This is a genomic window from Flavobacterium sp. UBA2787 (genome assembly GCA_002352205.1).
In the GTDB taxonomy this organism is placed as follows: Bacteria; Bacteroidota; Bacteroidia; order Flavobacteriales; family Flavobacteriaceae; genus Flavobacterium.
The window spans coordinates 103,185-128,179 of the sequence record DEHZ01000013.1; the positions used below are offsets into that span (position 1 = coordinate 103,185).

The 24,995-nt window shown below is 33.3% G+C and carries 26 protein-coding genes; 20 read left to right on the top strand and 6 right to left on the bottom strand.

What is annotated here, in order from left to right; translation table 11 throughout:
* The first annotated feature begins 14 nt into the window (after positions 1-14).
* From B4N66_RS11825 to B4N66_RS11835, 3 genes are all read left to right on the top strand, one after another.
* Positions 15-704 (top strand): tetratricopeptide repeat protein, encoded by a 690-nt coding sequence (locus tag B4N66_RS11825; RefSeq protein ID WP_291095036.1) that lies wholly within the window; start codon positions 15-17, stop codon positions 702-704.
* 52 nt (positions 705-756) lie between these two features.
* Entirely contained in the window at positions 757-2,112 is a 1,356-nt protein-coding gene (locus B4N66_RS11830) for a UDP-N-acetylmuramate--L-alanine ligase (protein ID WP_291095038.1), read from the top strand.
* A gap of 169 nt (positions 2,113-2,281) precedes the next feature.
* On the top strand, positions 2,282-2,590 hold the full coding sequence (locus B4N66_RS11835) for a GIY-YIG nuclease family protein (protein ID WP_291095040.1): 309 nt from the start codon (positions 2,282-2,284) through the stop codon (positions 2,588-2,590).
* Positions 2,591-2,729: 139 nt separating this feature from the next.
* Here the strand turns inward: B4N66_RS11835 and B4N66_RS11840 are convergent, their stop codons facing one another.
* The 3 genes from B4N66_RS11840 to B4N66_RS11850 all read right to left on the bottom strand — a co-directional run bounded on the left by B4N66_RS11840 (position 2,730) and on the right by B4N66_RS11850 (position 7,301).
* Positions 2,730-3,314 carry a DUF1287 domain-containing protein gene (locus tag B4N66_RS11840; RefSeq protein ID WP_291095042.1) on the bottom strand — a complete coding sequence of 195 codons (585 nt, stop codon included), beginning with the start codon at positions 3,312-3,314 and terminating at the stop codon, positions 2,730-2,732.
* 102 nt (positions 3,315-3,416) lie between these two features.
* Complete coding sequence (locus tag B4N66_RS11845; protein WP_291095043.1) at positions 3,417-6,497, bottom strand: WD40/YVTN/BNR-like repeat-containing protein; 3,081 nt, start codon at positions 6,495-6,497, stop codon at positions 3,417-3,419.
* Between the two features lie 69 nt (positions 6,498-6,566).
* Entirely contained in the window at positions 6,567-7,301 is a 735-nt protein-coding gene (locus tag B4N66_RS11850) for an outer membrane lipoprotein-sorting protein (protein WP_291095044.1), read from the bottom strand.
* A gap of 96 nt (positions 7,302-7,397) precedes the next feature.
* Between B4N66_RS11850 and radC the strand changes: the two genes are divergently transcribed.
* The 7 genes from radC to B4N66_RS11885 all read left to right on the top strand — a co-directional run bounded on the left by radC (position 7,398) and on the right by B4N66_RS11885 (position 12,957).
* The gene (gene radC / locus B4N66_RS11855) at positions 7,398-8,093 is read left to right on the top strand and encodes a RadC family protein (RefSeq protein ID WP_291095045.1); all 696 of its coding nucleotides are present in this window, start codon (positions 7,398-7,400) and stop codon (positions 8,091-8,093) included.
* Between the two features lie 9 nt (positions 8,094-8,102).
* On the top strand, positions 8,103-8,669 hold the full coding sequence (locus B4N66_RS11860; protein ID WP_291095120.1) for a PepSY-associated TM helix domain-containing protein: 567 nt from the start codon (positions 8,103-8,105) through the stop codon (positions 8,667-8,669).
* 71 nt (positions 8,670-8,740) lie between these two features.
* The gene (locus tag B4N66_RS11865; protein WP_291095046.1) at positions 8,741-9,370 is read left to right on the top strand and encodes an ABC transporter ATP-binding protein; all 630 of its coding nucleotides are present in this window, start codon (positions 8,741-8,743) and stop codon (positions 9,368-9,370) included.
* Complete coding sequence (locus B4N66_RS11870; protein ID WP_291095047.1) at positions 9,371-10,756, top strand: FtsX-like permease family protein; 1,386 nt, start codon at positions 9,371-9,373, stop codon at positions 10,754-10,756.
* On the top strand, positions 10,749-11,321 hold the full coding sequence (locus tag B4N66_RS11875; RefSeq protein WP_291095048.1) for a hypothetical protein: 573 nt from the start codon (positions 10,749-10,751) through the stop codon (positions 11,319-11,321). The genes B4N66_RS11870 and B4N66_RS11875 overlap by 8 nt, the downstream gene beginning before the upstream one ends.
* Before the next feature lie 168 nt (positions 11,322-11,489).
* Positions 11,490-12,182 (top strand): YjjG family noncanonical pyrimidine nucleotidase, encoded by a 693-nt coding sequence (locus B4N66_RS11880; RefSeq protein ID WP_291095049.1) that lies wholly within the window; start codon positions 11,490-11,492, stop codon positions 12,180-12,182.
* A 16-nt stretch (positions 12,183-12,198) separates the two neighbouring features.
* The gene (locus tag B4N66_RS11885) at positions 12,199-12,957 is read left to right on the top strand and encodes a hypothetical protein (RefSeq protein ID WP_291095050.1); all 759 of its coding nucleotides are present in this window, start codon (positions 12,199-12,201) and stop codon (positions 12,955-12,957) included.
* A gap of 570 nt (positions 12,958-13,527) precedes the next feature.
* On the opposite strand, the gene B4N66_RS11890 is transcribed toward B4N66_RS11885, so the two are convergent.
* Complete coding sequence (locus tag B4N66_RS11890; protein WP_291095051.1) at positions 13,528-14,022, bottom strand: hypothetical protein; 495 nt, start codon at positions 14,020-14,022, stop codon at positions 13,528-13,530.
* Positions 14,023-14,134: 112 nt separating this feature from the next.
* Between B4N66_RS11890 and B4N66_RS11895 the strand changes: the two genes are divergently transcribed.
* From B4N66_RS11895 to B4N66_RS11920, 6 genes are all read left to right on the top strand, one after another.
* Positions 14,135-15,658, top strand: a complete 1,524-nt coding sequence (locus tag B4N66_RS11895; RefSeq protein ID WP_291095052.1) for a hypothetical protein — start codon at positions 14,135-14,137, stop codon at positions 15,656-15,658.
* A gap of 432 nt (positions 15,659-16,090) precedes the next feature.
* Complete coding sequence (locus B4N66_RS11900; protein ID WP_291095053.1) at positions 16,091-17,029, top strand: IS1595 family transposase; 939 nt, start codon at positions 16,091-16,093, stop codon at positions 17,027-17,029.
* A complete protein-coding gene (locus B4N66_RS11905) occupies positions 17,019-17,159 on the top strand; it encodes a hypothetical protein (RefSeq protein ID WP_291095054.1) in 141 nt (46 codons plus the stop codon). Before B4N66_RS11900 ends, B4N66_RS11905 begins: the two co-directional genes overlap by 11 nt.
* Positions 17,143-17,367, top strand: coding sequence for a hypothetical protein (locus B4N66_RS11910; protein ID WP_291095055.1), 225 nt, complete (start codon positions 17,143-17,145; stop codon positions 17,365-17,367). The genes B4N66_RS11905 and B4N66_RS11910 overlap by 17 nt, the downstream gene beginning before the upstream one ends.
* Positions 17,368-17,556: 189 nt before the next feature.
* On the top strand, positions 17,557-18,171 hold the full coding sequence (locus B4N66_RS11915) for an outer membrane beta-barrel protein (protein ID WP_291095056.1): 615 nt from the start codon (positions 17,557-17,559) through the stop codon (positions 18,169-18,171).
* 87 nt (positions 18,172-18,258) lie between these two features.
* On the top strand, positions 18,259-18,687 hold the full coding sequence (locus B4N66_RS11920; protein WP_291095057.1) for a hypothetical protein: 429 nt from the start codon (positions 18,259-18,261) through the stop codon (positions 18,685-18,687).
* Between the two features lie 181 nt (positions 18,688-18,868).
* On the opposite strand, the gene B4N66_RS11925 is transcribed toward B4N66_RS11920, so the two are convergent.
* Positions 18,869-19,039 (bottom strand): WYL domain-containing protein, encoded by a 171-nt coding sequence (locus tag B4N66_RS11925; RefSeq protein ID WP_291095121.1) that lies wholly within the window; start codon positions 19,037-19,039, stop codon positions 18,869-18,871.
* A 126-nt stretch (positions 19,040-19,165) separates the two neighbouring features.
* Here B4N66_RS11925 and B4N66_RS11930 point away from each other — a divergent pair, with 126 nt between their 5' ends.
* Positions 19,166-19,363, top strand: coding sequence for a hypothetical protein (locus B4N66_RS11930; RefSeq protein WP_291095059.1), 198 nt, complete (start codon positions 19,166-19,168; stop codon positions 19,361-19,363).
* Positions 19,364-19,543: 180 nt separating this feature from the next.
* Here the strand turns inward: B4N66_RS11930 and B4N66_RS11935 are convergent, their stop codons facing one another.
* Positions 19,544-22,021: a WG repeat-containing protein gene (locus tag B4N66_RS11935; protein ID WP_291095061.1), complete on the bottom strand. Its 2,478-nt coding sequence runs from the start codon at positions 22,019-22,021 to the stop codon at positions 19,544-19,546.
* A 35-nt stretch (positions 22,022-22,056) separates the two neighbouring features.
* Here B4N66_RS11935 and B4N66_RS11940 point away from each other — a divergent pair, with 35 nt between their 5' ends.
* The 3 genes from B4N66_RS11940 to B4N66_RS11950 all read left to right on the top strand — a co-directional run bounded on the left by B4N66_RS11940 (position 22,057) and on the right by B4N66_RS11950 (position 24,776).
* Positions 22,057-22,539 (top strand): hypothetical protein, encoded by a 483-nt coding sequence (locus tag B4N66_RS11940; protein ID WP_291095063.1) that lies wholly within the window; start codon positions 22,057-22,059, stop codon positions 22,537-22,539.
* Positions 22,540-22,870: 331 nt separating this feature from the next.
* Positions 22,871-23,245: a helix-turn-helix domain-containing protein gene (locus B4N66_RS11945; protein ID WP_291095065.1), complete on the top strand. Its 375-nt coding sequence runs from the start codon at positions 22,871-22,873 to the stop codon at positions 23,243-23,245.
* Positions 23,246-23,483: 238 nt separating this feature from the next.
* Positions 23,484-24,776 carry a mechanosensitive ion channel family protein gene (locus tag B4N66_RS11950; RefSeq protein WP_291095067.1) on the top strand — a complete coding sequence of 431 codons (1,293 nt, stop codon included), beginning with the start codon at positions 23,484-23,486 and terminating at the stop codon, positions 24,774-24,776.
* Positions 24,777-24,995: the final 219 nt, after the last annotated feature.

A 24,995-nucleotide genomic window follows, 5' to 3' on the forward strand; every position in this document is an offset into this window, starting at 1 on the left:
TACAAATAAAAACTATGTCAATTTTAAAACTGGTAATTTTTCTAATTTCATTTCAACTCATGGCCAATTCAGATTTTGAAAAAGCAGAGCAGCTATTCCAAAAGGAAAAATTTGCCGAAGCTAAAGTTTTGTTTGAAAATCACTTAAAATCAAATCCAAATCATACCAAAACTTTAGAATATTTGGGTGACATCGCCGGTAAAGAAAAAAATTGGGATGAAGCTATTTCGTACTATAAAAAAATAAAAATTCAATTTCCTAAAAATGCAGATTACCACTATAAATATGGTGGTGCAATGGGAATGAAAGCCAAAGATTCAAATAAATTTACTGCTTTGGGTATGATTGACGAAGTAGAAGAATGCTTTTTAACTGCCGCAAAATTAGATGCAAAGCATATTGATTCTCGATGGGCTTTGGTCATTTTATATATTGAATTACCCGCAATTGTAGGCGGAAGCGAAGCAAAAGCCCAACAATATGCCAATGAATTGATGAATTTGTCAAAAGTTGATGGGTTTTTAGCCAAAGGTTACATTGACCAATATTTTAAAAGATATGCAAAGGCAGAAGCGAATTTAAAAAAAGCTCATGAAATTGGAAATTCAAAAAAAACGTTTCAAAAGTTATACGATTTGTATAAAAACAAAATGAAGCAACCTCAAAAAGCAGAAGAATTAAAAAAGAAATTTGAAAGCAAATAATTTTGTTATTAAGTGACCAATTACCCATTACCAATAACCCTTTACCATAAAAATGAGAACCCACTTTATCGCCATCGGCGGAGCCGCCATGCACAATTTAGCACTTGCCTTGCATCAGAAAGGTTATCACGTTACCGGAAGTGACGATGCTATTTTTGAACCTTCAAAATCACGTTTAGAAAAGTTCGGACTTTTGCCGAATGAAATGGGATGGTTTCCTGAAAAAATCACAAAAGATATCGAAGCAATTATCCTCGGAATGCACGCCAAAGCAGATAATCCTGAATTGTTAAAAGCAAAAGAATTGGGTTTGAAAATTTATTCCTATCCTGAATTTTTATACGAACAATCAAAAAACAAAACGCGAGTTGTAATAGGTGGTTCTCACGGAAAAACGACCATTACTTCGATGATTTTACACGTGATGCATTACCACAATATCGAAGTAGATTACATGGTAGGAGCACAGTTGGAAGGTTTTGATACAATGGTTCATCTCACCGAAAAAAATGATTTTATCGTTTTGGAAGGTGATGAATATTTGTCATCTCCAATTGACAGAAGACCGAAATTTCATTTGTATCAACCTAATATTGCTTTGCTATCCGGTATCGCTTGGGATCATATTAATGTGTTTCCGACATTTGAAAATTATGTAGAGCAGTTTGAAATTTTTGTCAATCAAATTACAAAAGGTGGCATTTTGGTGTATAACGAAGAAGATGAAACGGTAAAAAAAGTAGGTGAAGAAACGACCAACACCATCCGAAGATTGCCCTATCAAACTCCGAATTATTCCGTTGAAAATGGAACAACTTATTTGGATACTCCTGAAGGACCAATGCCAATTGAAGTATTTGGTGCTCACAACTTGAACAATCTTGCCGGAGCCAAATGGATTTGTCAAAATATGGGTGTCGATGAAGCTGATTTTTACGAAGCCATTGCCAGTTTTAAAGGTGCATCCAAACGCTTAGAAAAAATTGCCGAAGGAAAAGGAAAAGTAGCTTACAAAGATTTTGCTCATTCACCAAGTAAAGTTTCTGCAACTACCAAAGCTGTAAAAAATCAGTATCCCGATAGAAAATTAGTAGCTTGTTTAGAATTGCACACTTACAGCAGTTTGAATGCTGAATTTCTAAAAGAATATGAAGGAGCTTTGGATGCTGCCGATGTTGGCGTTGTGTTTTATTCGCCAGATGCTGTTAAAATCAAACAATTGGAAGAAGTAACGTATGACCAGATCGCACAATCTTTTAAACGAAATGATTTGATTATTTACACGAATCCAACTGAATTTAAAGATTTTTTATTTTCTACTAATTTGGATAATTCTGCTTTGTTGTTAATGAGTTCCGGGAATTATGGTGGTCTGGATTTTGAGGAGGTGAAGCAGTTAGTCAATTAGACAATTCATTTTTAACGAGATTCCTACGGAATGACAAAATTGCGGGTAAGTTGTGCTGAAAATTACATCAAAAATGTCTCAGAAACTTTTTAGTATATGTAAAGCTCACCGTCTAGTTTGTCATTCCGTAGGAATCTCAAAATCGATTACTTTTTAAATTGATTTTATTATGATTGAGTTTACAGAAGGAATTTATAATTTTTATGTATACATTTTAACAAATAAAAACAAAACAGTTTTATATACTGGTGTAACTAATAATTTGAAGTTACGCTTACAACAACATCAAGATAAACTAAATCCAACTAGTTTCACTGCTCGTTACAATACTCATTTTTTGATTTATTATGAAAAGTTCGGTTGGATTCAATTAGCAATTGCAAGAGAAAAGGAAATTAAAAACTTATCTAGAGAAAGAAAATTGAATTTGATTAAAGAAATGAATCCTGATTTGGAATTTTGGAATGATTTTTTTTAAGTGATAGAATTAGACTACTACGAAAGTATTTAAATTCTGAGAGTTCAACATCTAGTTTGTCATTCCGTAGGAATCTCACGCAAATATGTTCTACTTTTTTAGATTCCTACGGAATGACAAGATTGCGGTAAAATTGGTTCTAATTTTTCGGATTATAGGTGTAATGCCCCACAATCTTCCAACTAAACAAACAATCCTCCAACACCTGTCCGCTTCCTACATTGTGAACAATTAAATTGCGTTTCCCATCAGCTGATTTTTTGTGTGTAACAATACCGATGTGCGGAAGTTTGTCGCCAATCATCCAAGTTACTAAATCACCTGTTTTGTAATCGGAAGGATTTTTAGTTACGGTTAATTTTTCTCCTTTACGTTCAAAAAACACTTCTAAATTGGGAACTCTACGATGATCGATATTAGTATCCGGTTTTTTTAATCCCCACTTTTTTAAGTTTGGGTATTTTGAAAAATTTGCTTTCAAATCTTCGTGAACTTCTTTTTGCAAATCGATTCCTAATTTCCGATAAGCTCGGATAATCACATCTGTGCAGACTCCTTTGTCTTTCGCCACATCTCCGTTTGGATATTTCAACTTCACATAACTGGGATCATAAGTAACTTTGTCTTTGGTAAGTTCCAAAGCAGCATTAGACAATTTTAAAGAAAATGATTGCTGATTTATTGGTAAAAGAAGAAAAAGGAAAATGGATAGAAAGAGTTTCATAAAAATTAAATTTAATTGATAACGAAATGCACTTTCAGTTTAGTACAAAAAAAATGCCTCTTTTTGTAAAGAAGCATTTTTTAGAAAAAATAGTTTATAAAATTAATCTTTTAAGTATTCTTCAAATGATTTTAATGAAAATGGAATTTGAAGTTTTGCTGCTTGTTCAGATAATTTGTTTTTGTACTTCGATTTCAAATTGTCAAAACCACTTTTTGCGGTATTGAATTTATCCATCACATTTTCAATATTTGAAATCTGCGATGGAGAAGGAGCATCAAATTGTGAAGCAACCGTAGCATAAATAGCACTTAATTTTTCTCGCAATTGTGGTTCTGCAGCTCCAACATACATATCACCCGTGGTTACAACCATTGTATTTTTTAAAGAATTAAATTCTGAATCAATTTTGCCATTTGATTTCGCTAATTTGGCATCTTTTTCCATAATTTTCTTATTCAAAGCAATCATTTCATCCAACTCATAAACCATATAAGCCAACTCTTCATTTTTATCAAATAGCATTTTTGTGGTTTCGGCTTGTTTTTTTCTTTCCTCAGATGAAATAACGCTTTTCGGATCATTCACAACTTTAAATTCCTGTGTATACGTTTCTTTTCCTTTCGTTAAAACGGCTTTGTATGTGCCTTCAGGAACTCTTGGTGCAGTAAATCCCCCGTAACTCAACGTTTTTCCGGTAGCTACTTTTGGATTTCTAGTATTAAAACCCCAAGTAACAATATTAATTCCTTTTTGGTTTCCTGCAGGAAGGGTAACTATTTTGTTACCATTCATGTCTTGAATTTCTAATTCCATTTTACCAAATGTGTGACGCTTTTTTAAATAATAAACAATTTGTGCTGCAGTATTCGGATTCGGACCAACAAATTCTAATTCTGAAGCTGTTCCACCAAAACTGGATTGTTCTTCGATAGCGAATGGTTTCATCTCAAAAAAATGAACATCTTTTTTCAAAATATCCGGTGTAATTTGACGTAGCGGACTCACATCATCTAAAATAATAATTCCTCTTCCGTGTGTAGCCATCACCAAATCATTCGTTTTTGGATGCAAATCAAGGTAATGAACAGCAACGGCCGGCATGTTATTTTCAAATTTCGACCAGTTTTTTCCGCCATCAACGGTGATGTAAAGCCCTTTTTCGGTTCCTAAAAACAATAAGTTTGGATTTTTGTAATCTTCTTGAATATTTCTCGCAAAACCATCAATGTCAGCGGTTACAATTGAAGTCCATGTTTTTCCATAATCGGAAGTTTTATACACGTAAGTTGCATAATCATTTTTTGAGTGACCATCAAAAACGGCATAAGCAGTTCCTTCATTAAAAACGCTTGCTTCAATGTGATAACACCACGTATTTTTTGGTAAATTTTTTAAATTCAGTGTTACATTTGTCCAGTTTTTTCCACCATCTCTAGTAATTTGAACATTTCCATCATCGGTTCCTGCCCAAATAATTTCTTTGTTTAAAGGAGATTCCGCAATTGTAAAAATGGTACAGTGATTTTCAGCACCCGAATTATCAACAGACAAACCTCCTGATTTTTCGGTGTTTGTTTTTGTTGGATCATTGGTTGTCAAATCGCCTGAGATTTTTCGCCACGTTTGTCCCATATCATCAGAAACGTGTACAAATTGACTTCCCGCATAAATTCTGTCCGGATTATGAATTCCGGTTACAATCGGCGTATTCCAATTAAAACGTAATTTCGGATCGCCTTTTACCGCAAGTGGTTGAATGGTTTTTAATTCTTTTGTTTCTAAATTATATCGCCAAATATTTTCGGCACCTTGCATTTCACTGTAGATGATTTTTTTTGTGGGATGTTTCAAGACGCGGAAACCATCACCATATCCTACAACGTGCCAGTCGCGAGCTTCGATACCGCCATCGCTTTTGCTTGGTCCATACCACGAACCATTATCTTGTAAACCTCCATAAATATTGTATGGTTCTTCATTATCCAAACTCAAATGATAATATTGTGAAAGTGGTAAATTCTTAACAATATCCATTGTATTTCCAGAATCCCAACTTCTGTATAAACCACCATCGGTTGCTACATAAATTCGGTTGCTATCATTCAAATCAACGGTAATATCGTGAATATCAGCGTGCATATTTCCTAGCGGTTTGAATGTTTTTCCTCCATCACGACTAATCGAGCCTCTTAATCCACCTTTGTATAAAATATCAGGATTTCGTGGGTCAATCGTAATTCTTGAAAAATAAAAAGGACGAACGACCAATTCGAAATCACTGTTCAAATGTTTCCAAGTTGCTCCGGAATCATCGGAACGATATAAACCTTTGTCTTTGTCTTGTTCCGTTTCTAAAACAGCATATAAAGTCTGCGGTTTTGAAGGAGCAACACCAATCGCAATTCTACCTAATTGACCTTTTGGAAAGCCATTGTGAATTTTATTCCAAGTTTTTCCTCCATCGATTGTTTTATATAAGGCAGAATTGTTTCCTCCCGAATTAAATGACCAAGCCGTTCTTCTGAATTCCCAAAAACTGGCATACATTATTTCAGGATTTGATGGGTCAATAACCAAATCGGCACAACCGGTTGTTTGATCAACATAGAAAACTTTGTTCCACGTTTTTCCGCCATCGGTTGTTTTATAAATCCCTCTATCTTCGCTGTCACCCCAAAGAGCACCTAAAACTCCTGCCCAAACCACATCGCTATTTCTTGGATCAACAATAATTGAAGTAATTCGGTCGGATTTTGGTAAACCCATATTATTCCAATTCAAACCACCATCGGTAGATTTATAAATACCATCGCCAATAGAAACACTGTTTCTTGGCCAAGGTTCACCTGTTCCAACCCAAATTGTATTATCCGGATTGTTTGGGTCAATAGTTACACAACCAATAGATTGAATGTGTTTATCAAAAATAGGAGAGAAGGACGCACCTCCATCGGAACTTTTCCAAACTCCACCACCGGCCGCTCCAATGTAAATAATTTTGTTATTGGTGGGATGATTAGCAATATCCGAAATTCGTCCACTCATAATAGCAGGACCAATTTGTCTTGCTTTAATATCACCAAAAAGTTCCTTTCCCTTTAAAATCACATCTTCCTGAGCTTGTGATTGAAAAGACGAAATCAAACCTACTGTTAAAAATAATTTGTAAATGTTTTTCATATCTTCGTGTGGTTAAAAAAAATCCCCGTACTAAAATTAATAAGGGGATTTTGTATGATTATGATTGATTTATTCTTTGAAAGTGAAAGCACTTGGATCAACTGTTGGATTCAAAGTCACTTTTTTAATTTTCATTGGTTGACCACCTTGATTCATGGAGAAAGGGAAATACATTCCTTCCACTTCTTGATAATCGCTCATCGTTGAAACCGACATTTGACCTTTCATCGGACCTGATTTAATTTCGGATTCGGTTAGAATAGGAACATTATTTTCTGTATCAAAATAGTAAAATACTACGTTGTCTACTTTTTGGCCATCAATTGTTTGTGGTTTTTTTGTTACTTTTACCTTGTAGCATTCTGTTCCTTCTTTTGTTTCTTTTCCAAGGTATTCTGCGGTGTAACCTTTTGCTTTGTAGTCAATTAGCGGGTCTGGATAATCTCCGGCTTCCAATTTGATATTTTCAACCATTTCAGATTCCATCTTTTCTGCTTTCATCGTCATAAAATTGGTTGACCATGCAGTTGTTCCATCAAATGCCATTTGTGTAATTTCTTGTCCTTGAAAATTAATTTTCAAATACATTTTTCCACCTTTTAATTGAACAAGTTCAACCGGAATTTCCATTCCTTGGTAGTTTACATTCATTTCCATTTTTGTACCGGTCAAACTTTTAAATTTTTCGGCACCACCAATATTTGTAATATAAGTGTTTATAATTTCGTCTGCAGTTTGAGCTTGAGCTGAAAAAACATTAATTACAAAAAGCATAACACTGAATACGATTCCTAATTTTTTCATAGTTTAAGTTTTAAATTTTAAAATAAGTCTTAAAATTAGTAATTATGTTACAAAAAAATCTTTATTTGCACTAATAATTTTTAAAAGCCATACAGAATGGAGCAAAACAACCCTTTTTCAATAAAAAATTGGGCAGAAGATGATAAGCCCAGAGAAAAATTAATGTTGAAAGGAAAATCGGCACTCAGCGATGCTGAATTACTAGCAATCATCATTGGTTCAGGTAATAGAAATGAAAGTGCAGTTGATTTAAGCAAACGGATTTTGGCTCACGTTCAAAATAATCTAAACGCCTTAGGAAAATTATCCCTTAAGCAATTGATTGAATTTAAAGGAATTGGCGAAGCAAAAGCAATTTCCATCATTGCCGCTACGGAATTAGGCAGACGTAGAAGAGAAGAAGAAGTTCCGGAATTAATAAAAATAAATTCAAGTCGAGTAATTTTTAATGTGATGCAACCCATCATTGGCGAATTACCTCACGAAGAATTTTGGGTTTTATATTTGAATAACGCAAATAAAATCATCCATAAAGCACAATTGAGTAAAGGTGGAATTACCGGAACTGTTGTAGACATTCGGTTGGTGTTAAAAATGGCTTTAGAACATAACGCACTATCCATCGTGTTGACGCACAATCATCCATCTGGGAAATTAATTGCAAGTGATTCGGATATTGAATTAACACAAAAAGTAAAATTGGCAGTAAAACAATTAGATATGAATCTTATTGACCACGTTATCATAACAGAAAATGGATATTTCAGTTTTGCTGATCAAGGAATATTATAATTTAAAGAAATAAAAGTGTCTGAGACCAGAAAAAATCAAGCCAAAATACTTAGAGTTTTTAGAAAAGTGCATCGAACAACGGGAGCTCTTTTGTTTGTTTTTTTCTTTATTGTAGCTGCCACAGGATTTTTGTTGGGAATAAAAAAGCACAGTGGCGGCATGATTTTACCCGAAACAAAAAAAGGAACGTCAACCGAATTAAGAAATTTTCTTCCGTTGGATAGTCTGCAAAATAATGCAAATCGTTTCATCACAGCACACTTAAAAGAATCAAATCCTTCAGAAATTGATAGAATCGATGTTCGTCCTGAAAAAGGAATGGTGAAGTTTACTTTTAAGTCTAATTTTTACGAAGTACAACTCGATGGTGCAACCGGAAATTTATTGCACATTGATTTGAGACGATCTGATGTTATCGAAAAAATTCACGACGGTTCAATCATTGATTATTATTTAGGATATGAATCGGGTGTTTTTAAATTGATTTATACCATAATTATGAGTCTGGCTTTGATGCTGTTTACCATAACAGGTTTTTGGCTTTGGTACGGACCCAAAAAAATGCGAAAATCTTAGGCTAATTTTTAGAATTGATTAACAACTCATTTTTTAAATTATCAGTATCTTTCGAATCTAATTAAAATGGAATGATTTATACAGAAAATTTAACTTTCTCATTTAACGAAACTACTCATTTTTCCTTTCCGAATATCACAAATAATGCATCAGAAATAGTATTGATAACAGGAAATTCAGGAAAAGGAAAAACCACCTTATTGCATCTTTTGGGTGGGTTGTTGCGACCAAAATCGGGATCTATTTTTATCCAAGACATTAACATTTCTTCTTTATCTGAAAAAGAATTAGATCGCTTTCGCGGAAGAAATATTGGCTTAGTTCTGCAACAATCGCATTTTGTAGCTTCTTTGAATGTGCTTGAAAATGTGGTGTTAGCTTCTTGGTTAGCCACCGGAAAAAAAGCAACTGAGAAAGCAAAATCGCTTTTAAAACAATTAGATTTAGAAGATCAAATGTATAAATTGCCTTCCAATTTGAGTGTTGGACAGCAACAACGTGTTTCGATTGCTAGAGCTTTAATTAATGAACCAAAACTGCTTTTAGCTGATGAACCAACCTCAAGTTTAGATGATGAAAATGCATTTAAAGTAGCCGATTTATTAGCTCATTTATCCAAAGAATACAAAGCTGCGTTGATCATTGTGACGCACGACCAACGATTGAAAGATAAATTTTCTAACCAATTAAACTTAAACTAAATGATAGCAAAATTAGCTTGGAAAAACCTTTGGTTTAAGCCGTTGAATACCGTTTTAAGTTTGGTTTTATTAACTGCTTCGGTGGCGATTATTTCGTTGTTGATTTTATTGCAAGAACAATTTGAAAAACAATTTTCGAGTAACATCGATGGTGTCGATTTGGTTTTGGGAGCACAAGGAAGTCCGTTACAATTGATACTTTCTTCTGTCTATCACGTTGATGCTCCAACCGGAAATATAGATTATAAAGAAGCCGAAGTTTGGATGAAACATCCGTTTGTAGAAACTGCCATTCCGTTAGCTTTTGGTGATAATTATCGCGGATTTAAAATTGTGGGAACAACACCCGATTACATCAAAAAATACACAGCAAACATTTCCGAAGGAAAAGTGTTTGAAAAGAATTTTGAAGTAGTAATTGGAAGTGAAATTGCCAAAAAACTTAACATCAAACTCGGAGATAAATTTTTTGGAACCCACGGCGATGCTGAAGAAGGCCACGTACACGAAGAATATGCTTATGTTGTTGTCGGAATTGCCTCGCCAACCGGCAAAGTAATTGATAATTTAATTTTATGTACCGTTGAAAGTGTTTGGAAAATGCATTCCGGACACGATCATGGTGGAGAAGCACATTCGGAAGATGAAAATCCGCTACACGGAGAAGAAGGTCACATCCATGTGGAAGGCGATGAACACGACCATGAAGAACATGTTCACGACGAAAATTGTAATCATGACCACGAGGAAGATCACGCCCATGAAGTTTCTGAAAATCCCGCTCACGGCGAAGAAGGTCACGTGCACGAAGAAGGTGATGAACACGACCACGACGAAGCCAAAGAAATTACGGCTGTTTTAGTGAAATTTAAAAATAAAATGGGCATCATTTCCTGGCCAAGAATGATTGCTCAAAATACCAAAATGCAAGCTGCTTTACCGGCAATTGAAATCAATAGATTGTTTTCGTTATTCGGAATTGGTTTGCAAGCTTTACAATACTTAGCCTACGGAATTATGTTGATTTCAGGAATAAGTATTTTCATCGCCTTGTATAATCGACTAAAGGAACGAAAATATGAATTTGCCTTGTTGCGAGTTTCCGGTGCATCACGAATTCAAATGTTAGGTTTAGTATTGTTTGAAAGTTTATTACTTTGTGTGGTAGGCTTTATCTTTGGTACGCTTTTTGGAAGATTAGCATTAGTTATGATTTCTAGCACCACGGACGAACAATTCAAAATGGCGTTTAATCCTATGACAATAATTTGGGAAAAAGAAGGAATTTTATTTTTGGTTACTATCTTTGTCGGGATTTTAGCAGCCGTTATTCCTGCGGTGAAAGCCTATCGATTAAATATTTCAAAAACATTAGCAAATGCGTAAAATTTATATAGTTTTTATTCTACTATTCGGAATTATAATTGTGTTAGACTCTTCTTTGGAAGTTAACTATCCATTTTCTAACACTAAATCATCCGATGAAATCGCGGTTCAGAAAGCCGGATTTATTTCATCCTTTGATACAAAAGTTGATCTGGCAGAAGATGCTTTATTCACGCAAGTGAAACCTGATACCTTATCTTGGAAATTGTTGGGTGTGATTAAATACATCAAAAAACCAGACAAAGATTACCCGGATGGGGTTATGTTTCCCATAATAAATTCTGATTTAAAAGCAAAAAGCAAAAAGAAAATCGTGATGAGCGGTTTTATTATTCCGATTGATAATGTGTCGTATGCGTTGAGTAAAAATGTTTTTGCTTCTTGTTTTTTCTGTGGTCAAGCCGGTCCAGAAACCATTATGGGAATCAAGTTTAAAGGCCCAACTCCAAAACTAAAAACTGATCAATATGTTACGATGGAAGGAACTTTTCGTTACAACGATAATGACGTAAACGACTGGATTTATCACATTGAAAACGCCGTAATTGTGAAAGGCGGAAAATAAGAACTTAGTTTTTCTGTCATTCCGAAAGATGACGAAGTCGAAATAGGACACGAGCCTAAGCGAACTGGCGAAGCAATCTTCTACGAAGTAGGCAGTATTATTTAATTATTAACTAATTTAACTTTCAACATCACCTTTTACCCATTACCTTTCACCAATTACCATAAGATGAAGCCTTTCCAACACAAATCCGACATCTTTTTTGATTTAGATCATACGTTGTGGGATTTTGAAAAAAATTCGGCTTTGGCTTTTGAAACGATTTTTAAAAAGCATGAGTTGGAATTGGATTTAGCCATTTTTTTAGAACATTACATTCCTACCAATCTTAAATTTTGGAAATTGTATCGTGAAGAAAAAATTTCACAAGAAGAGCTTCGCTATCAACGGTTGAAAGAAGTTTTTAATTTGATGGAAAAGGAAGTTTTAGATGATATTATTCATCTTCTTTCTCGGGAATATATCCATTATTTGCCACAATTTAATCATTTGTATGAAGGAGCGAAAGAAATTTTAGAATACCTATATCCAAATTACAATCTTCATATTATTACCAATGGTTTTCAATCAGTTCAGGATGGGAAAATGAAAAATTCAAATCTTTTACAGTACTTCAAAACCATTACCAATTCTGAAAGTGCAGGTGTTAAAAAACCAAATCCGATTATTTTTAATTACGCCATACAGTTAGCCAATACTGAAAAGGAAAAATCAATTATGATTGGTGATAGTTGGGAGGCTGATATTGAAGGGGCAATTAACAGCGGAATGGATGCGATATTTTTTAACGAATTTAATATTCCGGTTGAAAATAATTTCCCGCAAGTGAACCATTTATTACACTTAAAGAATTATCTTTAATTTTATATATTTTAAGATGAAAAAATTGCTTTTTATAGTTTTATTGTTGAGTTCGATTCAACTTTTTTCTCAGGGTTTGAATGACTATCAATACGTTATTGTACCCACAAAATTCAACGATTTTAAGGTTGAAAATGAATACAGATTAAGCACCATTACAAAGTTTAATCTGGAGAAAATGGGTTTTATTGTATTCTATGAAAATACGGATATACCTAGTGAAATTACAAAGAACAGATGCGATATTTTGACGGTGAATGTTACAAAAGGTAATAAATTTTTATTTACAAGTTTATTAATAACTTTTAAAGATTGTTATGAAAAAATAGTTCATCAAAGTGAAGTTGGAAAAACAAAAGAAAAGGAATTTAAAGTTGCTTATCCCATAGCATTAGATGAAGCATTTCAATCACTTTTTGCATTGAATTATAAATATAATGGAACAAAAAAAAGCATTGCAGAGCCAGTTGTAGAAGTAACTTTGCCTAAAACAACTGTTCCAGTAGAAAAACCAAAAGCTAGTTTACCTCCACCGGTTTCAGAAACAACAGATTATTCCAACTTGTTATTCGCTCAGCCAACCGCTAACGGATTTCAATTGGTAGATTCTACTCCAAAAGTGGTTTTTAAATTATTCAAAACAGATAGTCCAACCATGTTTATCGCTCAAAAAGGCAATCAAAACGGTGTTGTTTCTTTAAAAGACGGCAGTTGGCTTTTTGAATACCAGGAAAATGAAAAAGTGGTTTCGGAGAAATTGGAGATTAAGTTTTAATAGTTTCCGACTCTATTTTATTGTTAAATACTTCTGTGCTTACTCTATTTGACATAATGTTTTTCATACATTACTCATACACTATCCATACTTGGGATAGGTGGATGCGATTACGGTGACTCGTAGTTGACCCGTCCTGATTTAGCTATACAGTTTGTATTAATACAGGTTTTAGTTTACAGTTATAGGTTAATACTTTTTATTGCTTATAAGAAGATTCTATTAACCCGCTGGGTGTAATTAAATTTTGGAATAGTTTTGCCACTAATTCACTAATTTTTTTAGGATGATTATTCGATTTAATTCGAATTTTCATCATAGATGAACAAATTATCGCGGTTGTTTATTTTAAAATTCGAGAATTCGAGGTAAAATAGTTACAGTATTCTTGAATTAAGTAATTACACCCAACGGGTTCTATTATTTTATTTTTATCTCATTTTTAATTTTGCGGATTGCAAATGGGTTTGATTACTTTATTTTTGGCAATAACATACTTGTGTAACCCAAAAAAATTAAAATTACTTAAAACTAAAATTTGTAATTTTTTTAAAGATAATATTTATTATCTTATTCTTTTTTCTTCAAGTAGAAAATTGTATCGCTCTCTTTTAAACGAACAAGATTCTCGCTTTTTTTGGCTTCCGATGAAATATGCGATTTGGGTTGTTCCGTTGTGGATTCTATTTTGGTTGGTGGTTTTTCTGCGAATGATTTTATTATGTTAAATATGCTGTAAAAACCACCAATAACACCCAGAATAAGAGCTGGCCAAAGAGTGTAATATTTGAATCTTGATATTTTTAGGTCTAAAATTTCTTTCTCTATTAATCTTTTTTCCTTTAAATCTTTTTTCTCTATATATGATTTCCAACTGCTACATTGCAAAACTTCTCTTCCTAAATCACTTGGTTCAAAGATGTCGGGGTTAACGTAAGGTGTTATCAAATATCCTTTACTTTTTAACATAAGAACAACTGTGCGTGAAGGATTATTAAAGCCAGCAGTAATTTGACCATTTATTAATAATGTGGCAAAAATTGATTCTACGTGTTCGTCGAACATTTTTATAGATTTTTGGTATATTCAAATATAATAAAAAACCCTGATTAATTTTGGGGTTTTTTATTGGTTCGAATTTTTTGTTTACATTAGTTGTGGAAACCAAACTATTATAATGGACTTTAAAGAGATTTACGAATCTTTCGAGCGTGAAAACCGTATCGATAAAATTGCCAACGAAGAAGATGTAAAAAACTATACAGGTGTTACTTCTGTTGGAGATAAGTTTTCTATTTTTCCACCACCCGAAACACGAGAAAAAGCCTTAGAATGGCTTGAAAAATACTACGGAGCTATAGAAGCTGAAGTTTTAGTAAGTCAATTTAAAAGTAAATTTCCGATTGAAGTAAGACCTTTGCAAGACCAACTAAAAAAAATTAACCAATTCATAGAAGAAGCGGATAGTATGAACAGCGTTGATGCGGTTGAGGGTACTAATTTAAACAAATCAAATAAAGACCATTACGAATATTTGAAATGGAAATGTGGGCATTACAAAGTTGCTCCCTTTTACAGTTCACATACATTTATTTCTTCCGATTTAAAGCGTGTTTATGGTAAATATGTTCTTTATAAAAAATGGCTTGAAGAAGAATTAAGAAATATATTAGTAAGCACTCCTATTATAAAACAGAAAGAAGCGTTGAATTTTTTTGAAACAAAAAATACTCAAGGAGAAATTACAATTTTTGAAAGAATTAAAAGAGAATTAAACACAATTCAATGGATATGTTCTTCTCAATCAATGACTGTAGAAAATGATTTTGATGGCATTATTAATGAAGATGGCAGAGTTTGTTTGACAATAAACATTAGGTCAGATAGACCATTAAACTTAATTGAAGATTATAAGCAACATTATACGGATAGGTTTGAAAACGCAAAGACTCAAGTTGTAGTTAGAAATGAGTTGATAGAGATATATCATAAAGCACGATACGTATATAATCTGTTCAAAAAAGCTATATTTCCTGCACTTAATGATTTATTGGTTTCTTATGATAGTAATCCTAAATTAAGAATCGAAACAGAATCTTACAGATCAATGATAATATTGGTTGTTGATTACCATCCTAAAAATATATTATTTGGATATAAAAGTAACTCAACTGACCAAAGAACATTGTTTACAATCCGTGACTATAATTATGTTGTTAAGAATGCTGATTTGGTTGATTTTTGTTTGGATTTAATTAACTTCATTAATACGTTTGAAATTCCCGCATTAATGTCTAAAGAAAATGAAGAAACGATTACTATGAAAGACGATTTAGAGGTCGAAATTGCCCACCGTTCAGAAAAGCCATTCTTGTTTGAAAGCAATCAATCAGCCGAATTAAATACTAAACATCCTAAACATAACCCAAATATTTGGAATGCAAGGTGTTACGAATTATTCAAATATCTTTTTGAAAACTATTATAGCGGGAAAAAGACCCAATTAATGAATATTTGGTTTTTCCTTAAAAGCGACATTGGAACAGATTATACACCTAACCCTCCTAGAGATTTATATTTGAAGTTTATTTTTGAAGAATACGAAGTTAAAATAACAAACTATGACAAGCCTGATAATTGGTTTGAAAAGCACTTACCTATACTTAAAGGACATCTTAGTAATTTTGAGGAAAATATTTAATAACGCAAATTGCAACGCAAAAAATAACGCAAAAAACGCAATTCGCAACTCTTTTTTAAAACTTTTTAACGCACGTACTTTGTAACATCAAACATCATAAACTGCGACAACCTCATTGTTGATGTGTTCAGAAGTTTGTAAAACGAAAAGTACCACATTAGAGTGCTGATTGAAGAAAGCTTTGTTAAAGACGTGCCAAACAGATAGCCGTTGAAAGTCTAAGTAGCTCCGGTTCATACCAAAAGCGAAAAACGGAACAGACAGAGTGAATGACAAGGAGTTACAGCGATTCCCGAAAGCCGTGAGAAGTAAGTAGGGAACCGCCGTAACAAATATAAAAACAAAATTTGTAATTATATCACGAAATAATTACAGAATTGCTTGTTTATGTAAATTTAACAACGTATATTTACACCATCAAACAGCAACAATATGAAAACCGCTAAAGATTTAAGAGATTTCGACAGTTTGTTTCAACTACTTGACTACTTCACAACAGAAGAAATTTGCGAACAACATTTAGCTGTTATTCGTTGGAACGGTGTTCCTACTTGTCCTTATTGCGAAAGCGATAGAGTTAACTCTTTAAAAGGAAAAACACAACGTTACAAATGTTACGGATGCCGTAAACAATTTGGTGTAAAAGTTGGAACTATATTTCACGATTCTAAAATATCTTTGCGTAAATGGTTTGTTGCTATCTACTTGGTTACTTCACACAAAAAAGGTATTTCGTCACATCAATTAGGACGTGATTTAAAAATCAGTCAAAAATCGGCTTGGTTTATTTTACAGCGTATTAGAGAAACCTACAACCCGAAAGCGGAAGTTTTCACAAATGAAGTAGAAATTGACGAAACTTATATCGGTGGAAAAGAGAAAAACAAACACGCTAATAAAAGAACCGAAAACACACAAGGTCGTAGCATCAAAACTAAATCGCCTGTACTTGGAATTTTAGAGCGTGATGGTAAAGTTTATGCCGTTCCTGTTAAAGATACTAAAGCACAAACTATATTGCCAATTATGGTAGCAAAAGTAGATGCCGGAGCAACGGTTTATACTGATGAATACCGTTCTTATTCTACGTTACACAAAAACTTCAATCACGAATTTGTTAGACATAGTGCAAACGAATATGTAAGCGGAAATGTTCACACAAATAATATTGAAAACTTTTGGTCGTTATTAAAAAGAGGATTAGATGGAATTTACCACCACGTTTCAGACAAACATTTAGGACGTTATGTAAATGAATTTACTTTCAGATATAACAACAGAGGATTGTCAGAGGGAAGTAAATTTGATGTAGCTTTGGCAAACGGAGCGAACAAAAGATTAGATTATAAAACGCTAACTAATGACAAATAAAAAACCCAAAAAAGGCGACATACCAAAACCAAAAGAAGATGTACGGATTGAAAAGGATAAACCTAAATTCAATTCCGTACTTTCCTCTATTGTAAAGCCTAAGAAAAAAGACGATGAAAGCACTACGTAAATTATATACTGCTAACCTTGATAATGAAGTTGTACTATTTGCAACCAATTTAAAAGACTTTATAGAAGCGTTTGACAAACTTGAACCTGCTGCAAATGTGCGAAACTATGCATATTATAGACGTGAATTTATGAAAACGTCTATTATACCATTTACCGTAAAAGACAACAAGATATATAATTTACAAGAAGTGTATAAAGGAGATTAGTTTTTTTAAGTTTAAAAAGAATAGATTTATATATTTGTAAAATAAAATATCGGAAAATATAGCGTTAGCTATTATCGTGGTCTTGAAATCTGACAGTTACAATACGCCACAAGATAATAAGTCGATGCTCATGCTATGGCGTGGGTGTGCTTTATCTTGGCGTAGGGTTTTGTCAGAACCTCAAGACGGATGAAGCTACAAACCCACGCTTGTTATTTTAAACAACTTCATTTTTTGGGTTTAAATGAAATAAAAACAAAAAAGATGAAAAACACTTTACTAATTGTATTTGCTTTAATCGCATTCGAATCTAATTGTCAAATTAATTTTGGACTAAAAACAGGTGTAACATTTATTGATAATCGAAATGAAAATGAAGAAGTATTTTATTTAGATCCTTCTGCATTTATCTCGGGGATGCTTGAATATAAAAATGAAAATTTGACTTATGAGTTTGAATTGTTGTATTATCAAGCTTCTGGAGAATCACAAACAAATGATGTGAAAACAAAGTACAATGTAACTTCTTTTTTACCTTCATTAAGTTTTAAATACTATCCAGTTGATAAGTTTAATATTAAAACAGGACTATATATAAATCCGTCAAGAGTTGTACGCTCATCAGTTACTCAAAACATTGAAACTCAAAACAAAACATACCTAAAAGACATTGGTATAATATTAGGGATGGAAGCTTTTTTATACAAAGGACTGTTCTTAGATGGAAGATTTTTAATAGATTTGAATAATTCCGATGATATAAAAACAACTCACATGATACTAGGTATAGGGTATAAATTTTAGATTAAAAATACCACTATTATAGAATAAACAAAGCCCCTAATAACTTAGGGGCTTTTTCATTACATTTGATAAGACTAATAGTAAAATATGAAAATACAGTATATTGAACCTATAATAAAATTTGACATAAACAATGATGCTATCACGCAAAGAATACCATGCGGAGAGGTCTTAAATTATATTGAAGAACAAATTGGTGTTGAAAATGCACCAAAAGGGCATATATGGATTAGAATTTATATTCAAACAGAAATATACGAATTAGCTTCAAAAAAAATAGTTCTTCATTATGAGTTTGCTTTTACGGGGTTCGCCGTCCCAAATACCAAAGAAAAAGATGCCAATGATATTTTATCTTTTGTAAAAAATACCTTGATAAGTCACCAAATGTACTTCCAAGAGAACGCTCCAAAAGAAATATCTGATTTCCAGTTAATAGATAAGCCAAACTATGAACTTTACGTGAAAAATATGATGGACGTTTTAATTCGTAGTGGAGTTTGTTACCAACAATAGTGTGTTTATTTTTATGTGTTTCCATTTTTTTACATCTTTGATTATTCAAGCCAACCAAACGAACTTTCTTTTGTAGTGTTGGCGAAATTTATTTAATTAGATTTTTTATTCCTACCAAAAAAATACATATTAGGTAGCTTAAGGATTTCGGGCAATTGGGTTACACAAGTATGTTATTGCCTTATTTTTTTATTGCTTCATTGTTTTCTGAGTATTTATTACCAGCTCTTCCTAAAATAGCCTTGATTCGATTGCGTAAACTTTCAGGTTTCAGAATTTCAATTCCGTCGCCGAAGCCAAGTAGTAGCCTTTCCATTTCATAATTTTCAATTAGAAAGAGGTTAACGATTATGCTACCGTCTTCGTTTCACAGATAAAATATTTTCTTTGTGAACGGCGGTCCTTTTATTGGTTAGTTATTAAAATCTACTTTTACAAACGATTTTGAAGTTACTATTTTGAAACACCAAATGAAGATATGACTAAGGATAGTATAAAAACTGATTTTGGTATTTCTGCCGGAGTGGGTAAAAACTTTGAATTAGGAAATAGTAAAGTGATTCATCTTGAAATCAGAAACAATTTAGGTTTAGCTAAAATCAATAAAAATAACGTTTGGAATGGCGGTCATGTACGAACAAATTTCCTTAGTTTTATGGTAGGTTATTCGTTTTAGGAGGTTGAGGATATTCACTTTTTATCCAAAGACAAATTTTAAATTACGTTTAATTATTTTTTAAACGCATGAACTTTGAAATGTGGCCGCATGCTATCGTTACCTTGGTGTTGGAAAGTTGACGAATAGAGTAAGTAAGAGCTACACTTTTCTTTTACAAAAAGAATGGATTGACTTGTTTTAATAATTGCCTTTCATGAAATTGCTGCTAATCCAAAAGCCATTAATTTTTATCGCGTTTCTTAGGAAATCCCCTAGTATTTTTGAGGTGTAATTACTATTGTCCCGTCTTTTATTGGTAACGCCAAATTGAGTGTAACCTGTATAATCTACCGTGTCTGTTAATTCCGCTTTATAGTAGGTTAACCCTTGATTGGTGTTGTTCCAGTAGTTGTATTTATAATCTATCAATACATTCAGGTATTGTTCTTTGATGTAGGGGATGTTTACATACAACAGTTCTGTTTTTTTGAAAATATTGTATTTTAAAAAGTAGAGCAGATGTTCTGAAGGAGCTATTTTTTCAACAAATTCTTTTAGCAACACATCTTTTGGGTGTTCTAAGGCTTCGATAAATGCTTTTTTTAACTCATCAAATGTTGCGTAACCCACATGCATTTGCCCTTTTTCTTCAGGAGTTAAAATGTTACCTTTTTGGTCGATTGCCTGCATTTTACCCTTATCAAAGGTCAACGCTTGATAATAAATAATTTGATTTTGATCATTGGTCACTCGTTCAAAATTAGACACTTCATCAAATGATTTTGAAACTACGGGTTGGTTATTAAAATCAATGAGTTGGTATTTATCTTTTTTAATTGCTTTAAATATTCCTGAAGGCGATACTCTTTTCAGCACTTTGTATTCAAAGGGAATTTTTACTTCGTTTTTTAGATTCACCGTACCGTATTTACCATTTTTAGCGACTATCAGTTGAATGTTATCGCCAATTGAATCATAGTAATTGAACACAAAATCTAGGTTGATATCCTCATATACTATGGGAATAATTATCTCATTTTTTTCATTAATTAAACCGTATTTTTTTTCTTTCTGAACCGCAAAAAAGACATTTTTAGTATCATCAAATTGTTGTATGATATTGTCATACATTGCCGGAGCTACTATTTTGCCGGTTACTTCATTGATTAATCCATATTTTCCATTTTTGTCTTTAAAATATAAAAGGTGGATATTGCTGTAGCTGTCATTGTTATTTAAACGCTCTTCATTTGGCACACAACCGTATTCTGAAACATTTTCTGAAAAGAGGATGTTGTTTTCAGGTGAAAAAAAATTGAACGTTTTATCAGAACTGTCTAAAATGAATAGTGTACTGTTTCGGGTGTTACTCTTTGCAATCCAATGGTAATTTAAAGGCACAATTACTTCTCCCTTTTTATTGCATATCCCCACTCTATTTGGGTTTCGCATCCCCACTTTAAACATATCGTTTTCAGCGTCAACAAAATCATATTCAATCGGGATGACTATTTCACCATTCAAATGAATAACACCCTGTTTTCCGTTGTTTTCAACTTGTATATAGTCTTTGAAATTACTTTGATACATAAAATTATAATTGTCATACATCGCCGGTATGATCACTGTACCATTTTTATCGATCATGCCTTTTTTTCGGTCTTTTGTAAATGAAAAATTATTATTCGAAAGTAATCGTATGCTGTTTGAATCATATATAAAGGGAATTATCAATTTACCTTCGGTATTAAAAACGCCCGTTTTATTATCTTTAACCGCCATTATGTGTTCTGAGCCCTCTGCGTAAACCGACTGGTATTCAAAATTTGTTTTTACATTGGTTTTTGTAAAATAGATACTGTACAGGTTATTTTTCTTTATTAAGTAATGATGTTTTTGCTTTATTCTTTCAATGTTATCATTATCAGGCTCATAGAGTATTTCACCTGTATTGCTTAACAGTCCGATTTTTTTATTTTTTACGGTAAATAAATCATTTACAAATGTTTCGCTTACTTTTAAAGTGGATGGTTGATTATAATTGGATTGTTGAGGTTTATGTTCAACATAGAGTGAATCATATACAAAAGGGGAGTTGAAGCTTTCTGAAATAACCCCAAATTTTCCATTTTGTTTGGCAATAAGTAGGTTTTGATAGGCCGTAACAATTTCTGTATTTTTTGGTAATGAAATTTTAGCATCAATCACTACCATTTTTTTATTTCCTTTTTTGTCTTTTACAGATGCCGCCAGTTTATTGCTTATAAGTATCTCACTGTATAGGATGGGTAGTACTATTTCGCCGGTATTAGAAAGCAAACCGAATTTCTTATTTTTCTTTACTTTATAAAATGATTTAAAGGTTTCGATGTGGTCATAAATGATTTTTGATTTCAACGTTCCTTCTTCGTTGGCTATTCCGAACTTATTGTCTTTTTGCACAATAAAGCCAAAAAGGCCATAAGTGATATTATCATAGATTGCTTCTTGTTTATTATTTTGGTAATCTTCAAACCCAAATTTAGAATTGGCTTGGTATATTTTTACAAACTTGCTTTTGACTTGTGCTGTTTTTTCAGTTGGATCGTTTCCATCAGCGTAACCCGTATTTCCTTTGTTTTGACAAACGATAAGGTTGCTCACCATCAAAAAAAATAAGAGTATATTTTTTCGCATAATTTTTTTACATTTGTTGCCTATACTGCTAAAATATGAAATATTCACTGATATTACCAGCTTTATTTTTATTGATTTTTTCCAACTTCGGAATGGCTCAAACAGTTGAAAAGCCGAGAGAGAATACCGTCACTGTTGAAGAAACTGTTCAAATGGTCGAAGAACCGGATTTCGAAGTGCCAATAGCAGTAGTTGAAGTACCACCTATTTATCCGGGATGTACTGCTTCACGAGAAGAAAGCATAAAATGTTTATTTGAAAAAATAAATGAAAAGTTCAACAAAGAATTTGTGTTTCCAAGTTCTTTAGAAAAAAAGGAACAACGGATATTTGTGAGTTTTAATGTGTCTCATGAAGGGGTTGTTAAAATTGCAGTGCTCAGAAGTCCACATAAGGATATTGATGAACAAGTCAAAAAAGTGTTCAGTGATTTTCCACAACTATTTCCCGGAATCCAAAGAAACAAGCCTGTGGTGGTAACTTTTTTAGTTCCTTTTACGCTTAATAAAGGGTTGTAAGCGGTTATTTTGATGGGGATCTTATGGTCTCGTTTAATAACTTTAAACAGTAACTACCTGCCATCGTTACTTTGGTGTTGGGAAATTGGAGCTTTGTTAATGTGTCAATTTGACAATTAGTCAATGTGTCAATTAGTGGTATAGCCATAAAGGGTAATGATTTCAATTTTTTACTTTCGTTGGGAATCAATCATTAAAATTTGTATTTTTGTTAGAACGCTACATTCGATGAGGTTTTTGTTGAGGTAGTATTTTAATCAATTTGGTTTCTTACCAAATGGATTGGTTTTTTACCAGTATATCGTTTTTAATTTTTTAGTATTTTTACACCATGAGCACAGCAAAACCTAAACACATCGGACGAAATATTAGTCGTATCAGAGAATTACGCCAAATGAAACAAGAAGCATTAGCACAAGCAATGGGTGTTAGTCAGCAGACTGTTTCCAATTTAGAAAATAGTGAAACGATTGATGACGAAAAACTTTCAGAGGTGGCTAAGGCACTAGGAGTTAGTCCGGAAGGTATAAAACAATTTAGTGAAGAAGCTGTTTTCAATTACTTCAATAACTTTAATGATCAGAGTAGCGGTTTCAACACTAATTGCACTTTCAATCCCCTCGACAAAGTCGTAGAATTATACGAGCGTTTAGTTCAGGCGGAAAAGGATAAGGTGGCATATTTGGAGAAGTTGATGGAGAGGTAATTTGGCAATTAGTCAATTAGTCAATTTGTCCATTGGTGGATTTGTTGAGGACTTCTAGCACACTTTTGCTTATTATTTAAAATCGTTTTTAATTCATCACTCGCTTATCACAATTCGTCGTTAAACTACCGCTCTTATCGTGTTATAATGCGTACCTTACTCAAACGAAAAGACAAATTTTTCGTCTTGTCTTTTTATTTTCTACAACTGTAAAAACGCTCTTAACAATACTAGCAAAATGGCAGGATTTGAGTACATCGAAACGTGGGTGGATGAATTGTTACTGGCGTCCGGCATTGCACAAGAGTGGGCCATTTACCTTCGCTTGTTGTTGCTTCTTGTTGCTTTGGTGCTTCTTGCGGTGATGGGTTTTTATGTTGCCAAAAAAATCATTCTGCCTTATTTTTACAAACAAGTTAAAAAGTCACCCGCCCAATGGGATGATTTACTCGTGGACAAAGCTGTGTTTCACAACTTTTCTCATCTGGTGCCGGCCATTTTTGTTCGGCTACTCGCACCGAGTATTTTTGATGATTTTGAAACCGTTTTGCCGATAGTTATCAAGTTAACCGACATTTACCTGATTATCGTGGCGTTAAAAATCATTATTGCCGTGATTAAAGTTGCGGAGTTTGCTTTTTCGTCGCTGCCGGCTTTTCAAAATAAACCGCTTACGAGCTACTTTCAACTGCTTCGAATTTTGTTTTACATTGCCACGGCTATTTTTCTTTTTTCAATACTTTTAGGCAAATCGCCGGTTTATTTTTTAAGTGCTTTTGGTGCGATGACTGCTATTTTGTTGCTGATTTTTAAAGATACCATCCTTGGTTTAGTCGCCAGTGTTCAAATGTCAACCAACGATATGGTTCGCGTAGGCGATTGGATTGAAATGCCCAAATTCAATGCCGATGGCGATGTAGTAGCGATCAATCTAAATACCGTGAAGGTGCAGAATTTTGATAAAACCATTACCACCATTCCCACGTTTTATTTTATCACCGACAGTTTTAAAAATTGGCGAGGCATGATTCAAAGTGGCGGACGTAGAATGAAACGCTCGCTTTTTATTGATGTCAATTCGATTCATTTTTTAGACGCTTCGCAACGGGATGAACTGAAAAAAATTCACCTGATTGAACATTTTATGTCCGATAGACAGGAAGCGATTGAAACGTCGAATAAAAAAAACACCATTGATAACTCCGTTTTACTGAACGGACGACGCATGACCAATATTGGTGTTTTCAGACATTATGTTGAATTGTATCTTCAATCGCATCCGGGCATCAGTCAAGAAATGACGGTCATGGTTCGGCAGTTAGCCATTGAAGACAAAGGAATTCCGTTGGAGATTTATTGCTTTGCTAACACCACCGAATGGTTGCAATACGAACGCACTCAAGCCGATATTTTTGATCATTTGTATTCGGCTGCAAAATATTTTGACCTTACGTTGTTTCAACAACCGAGTGGGAAAGATTTGACAAAGGGGATTGAGAATTGGAAGGGTGGAGTAGGTGGTGGGTTGTAGGTTGTTAAACCTCGAAGGGTTTTACATAAATGGGAAAGGAAAGCAAAGGAAACCATACAGCATTTGCCTTATTTTTTTTGGGGGAGTTGATAAGAGTTGATTTGATTAACGATTAGCGATTAATGATTTTTGAATAACGAATGATGAATAACGATTTTTGAATGTTGATTAACGAATGATGATTTTTGATTTAAGTAAAAAGTACTAGTTTGCGTAAAA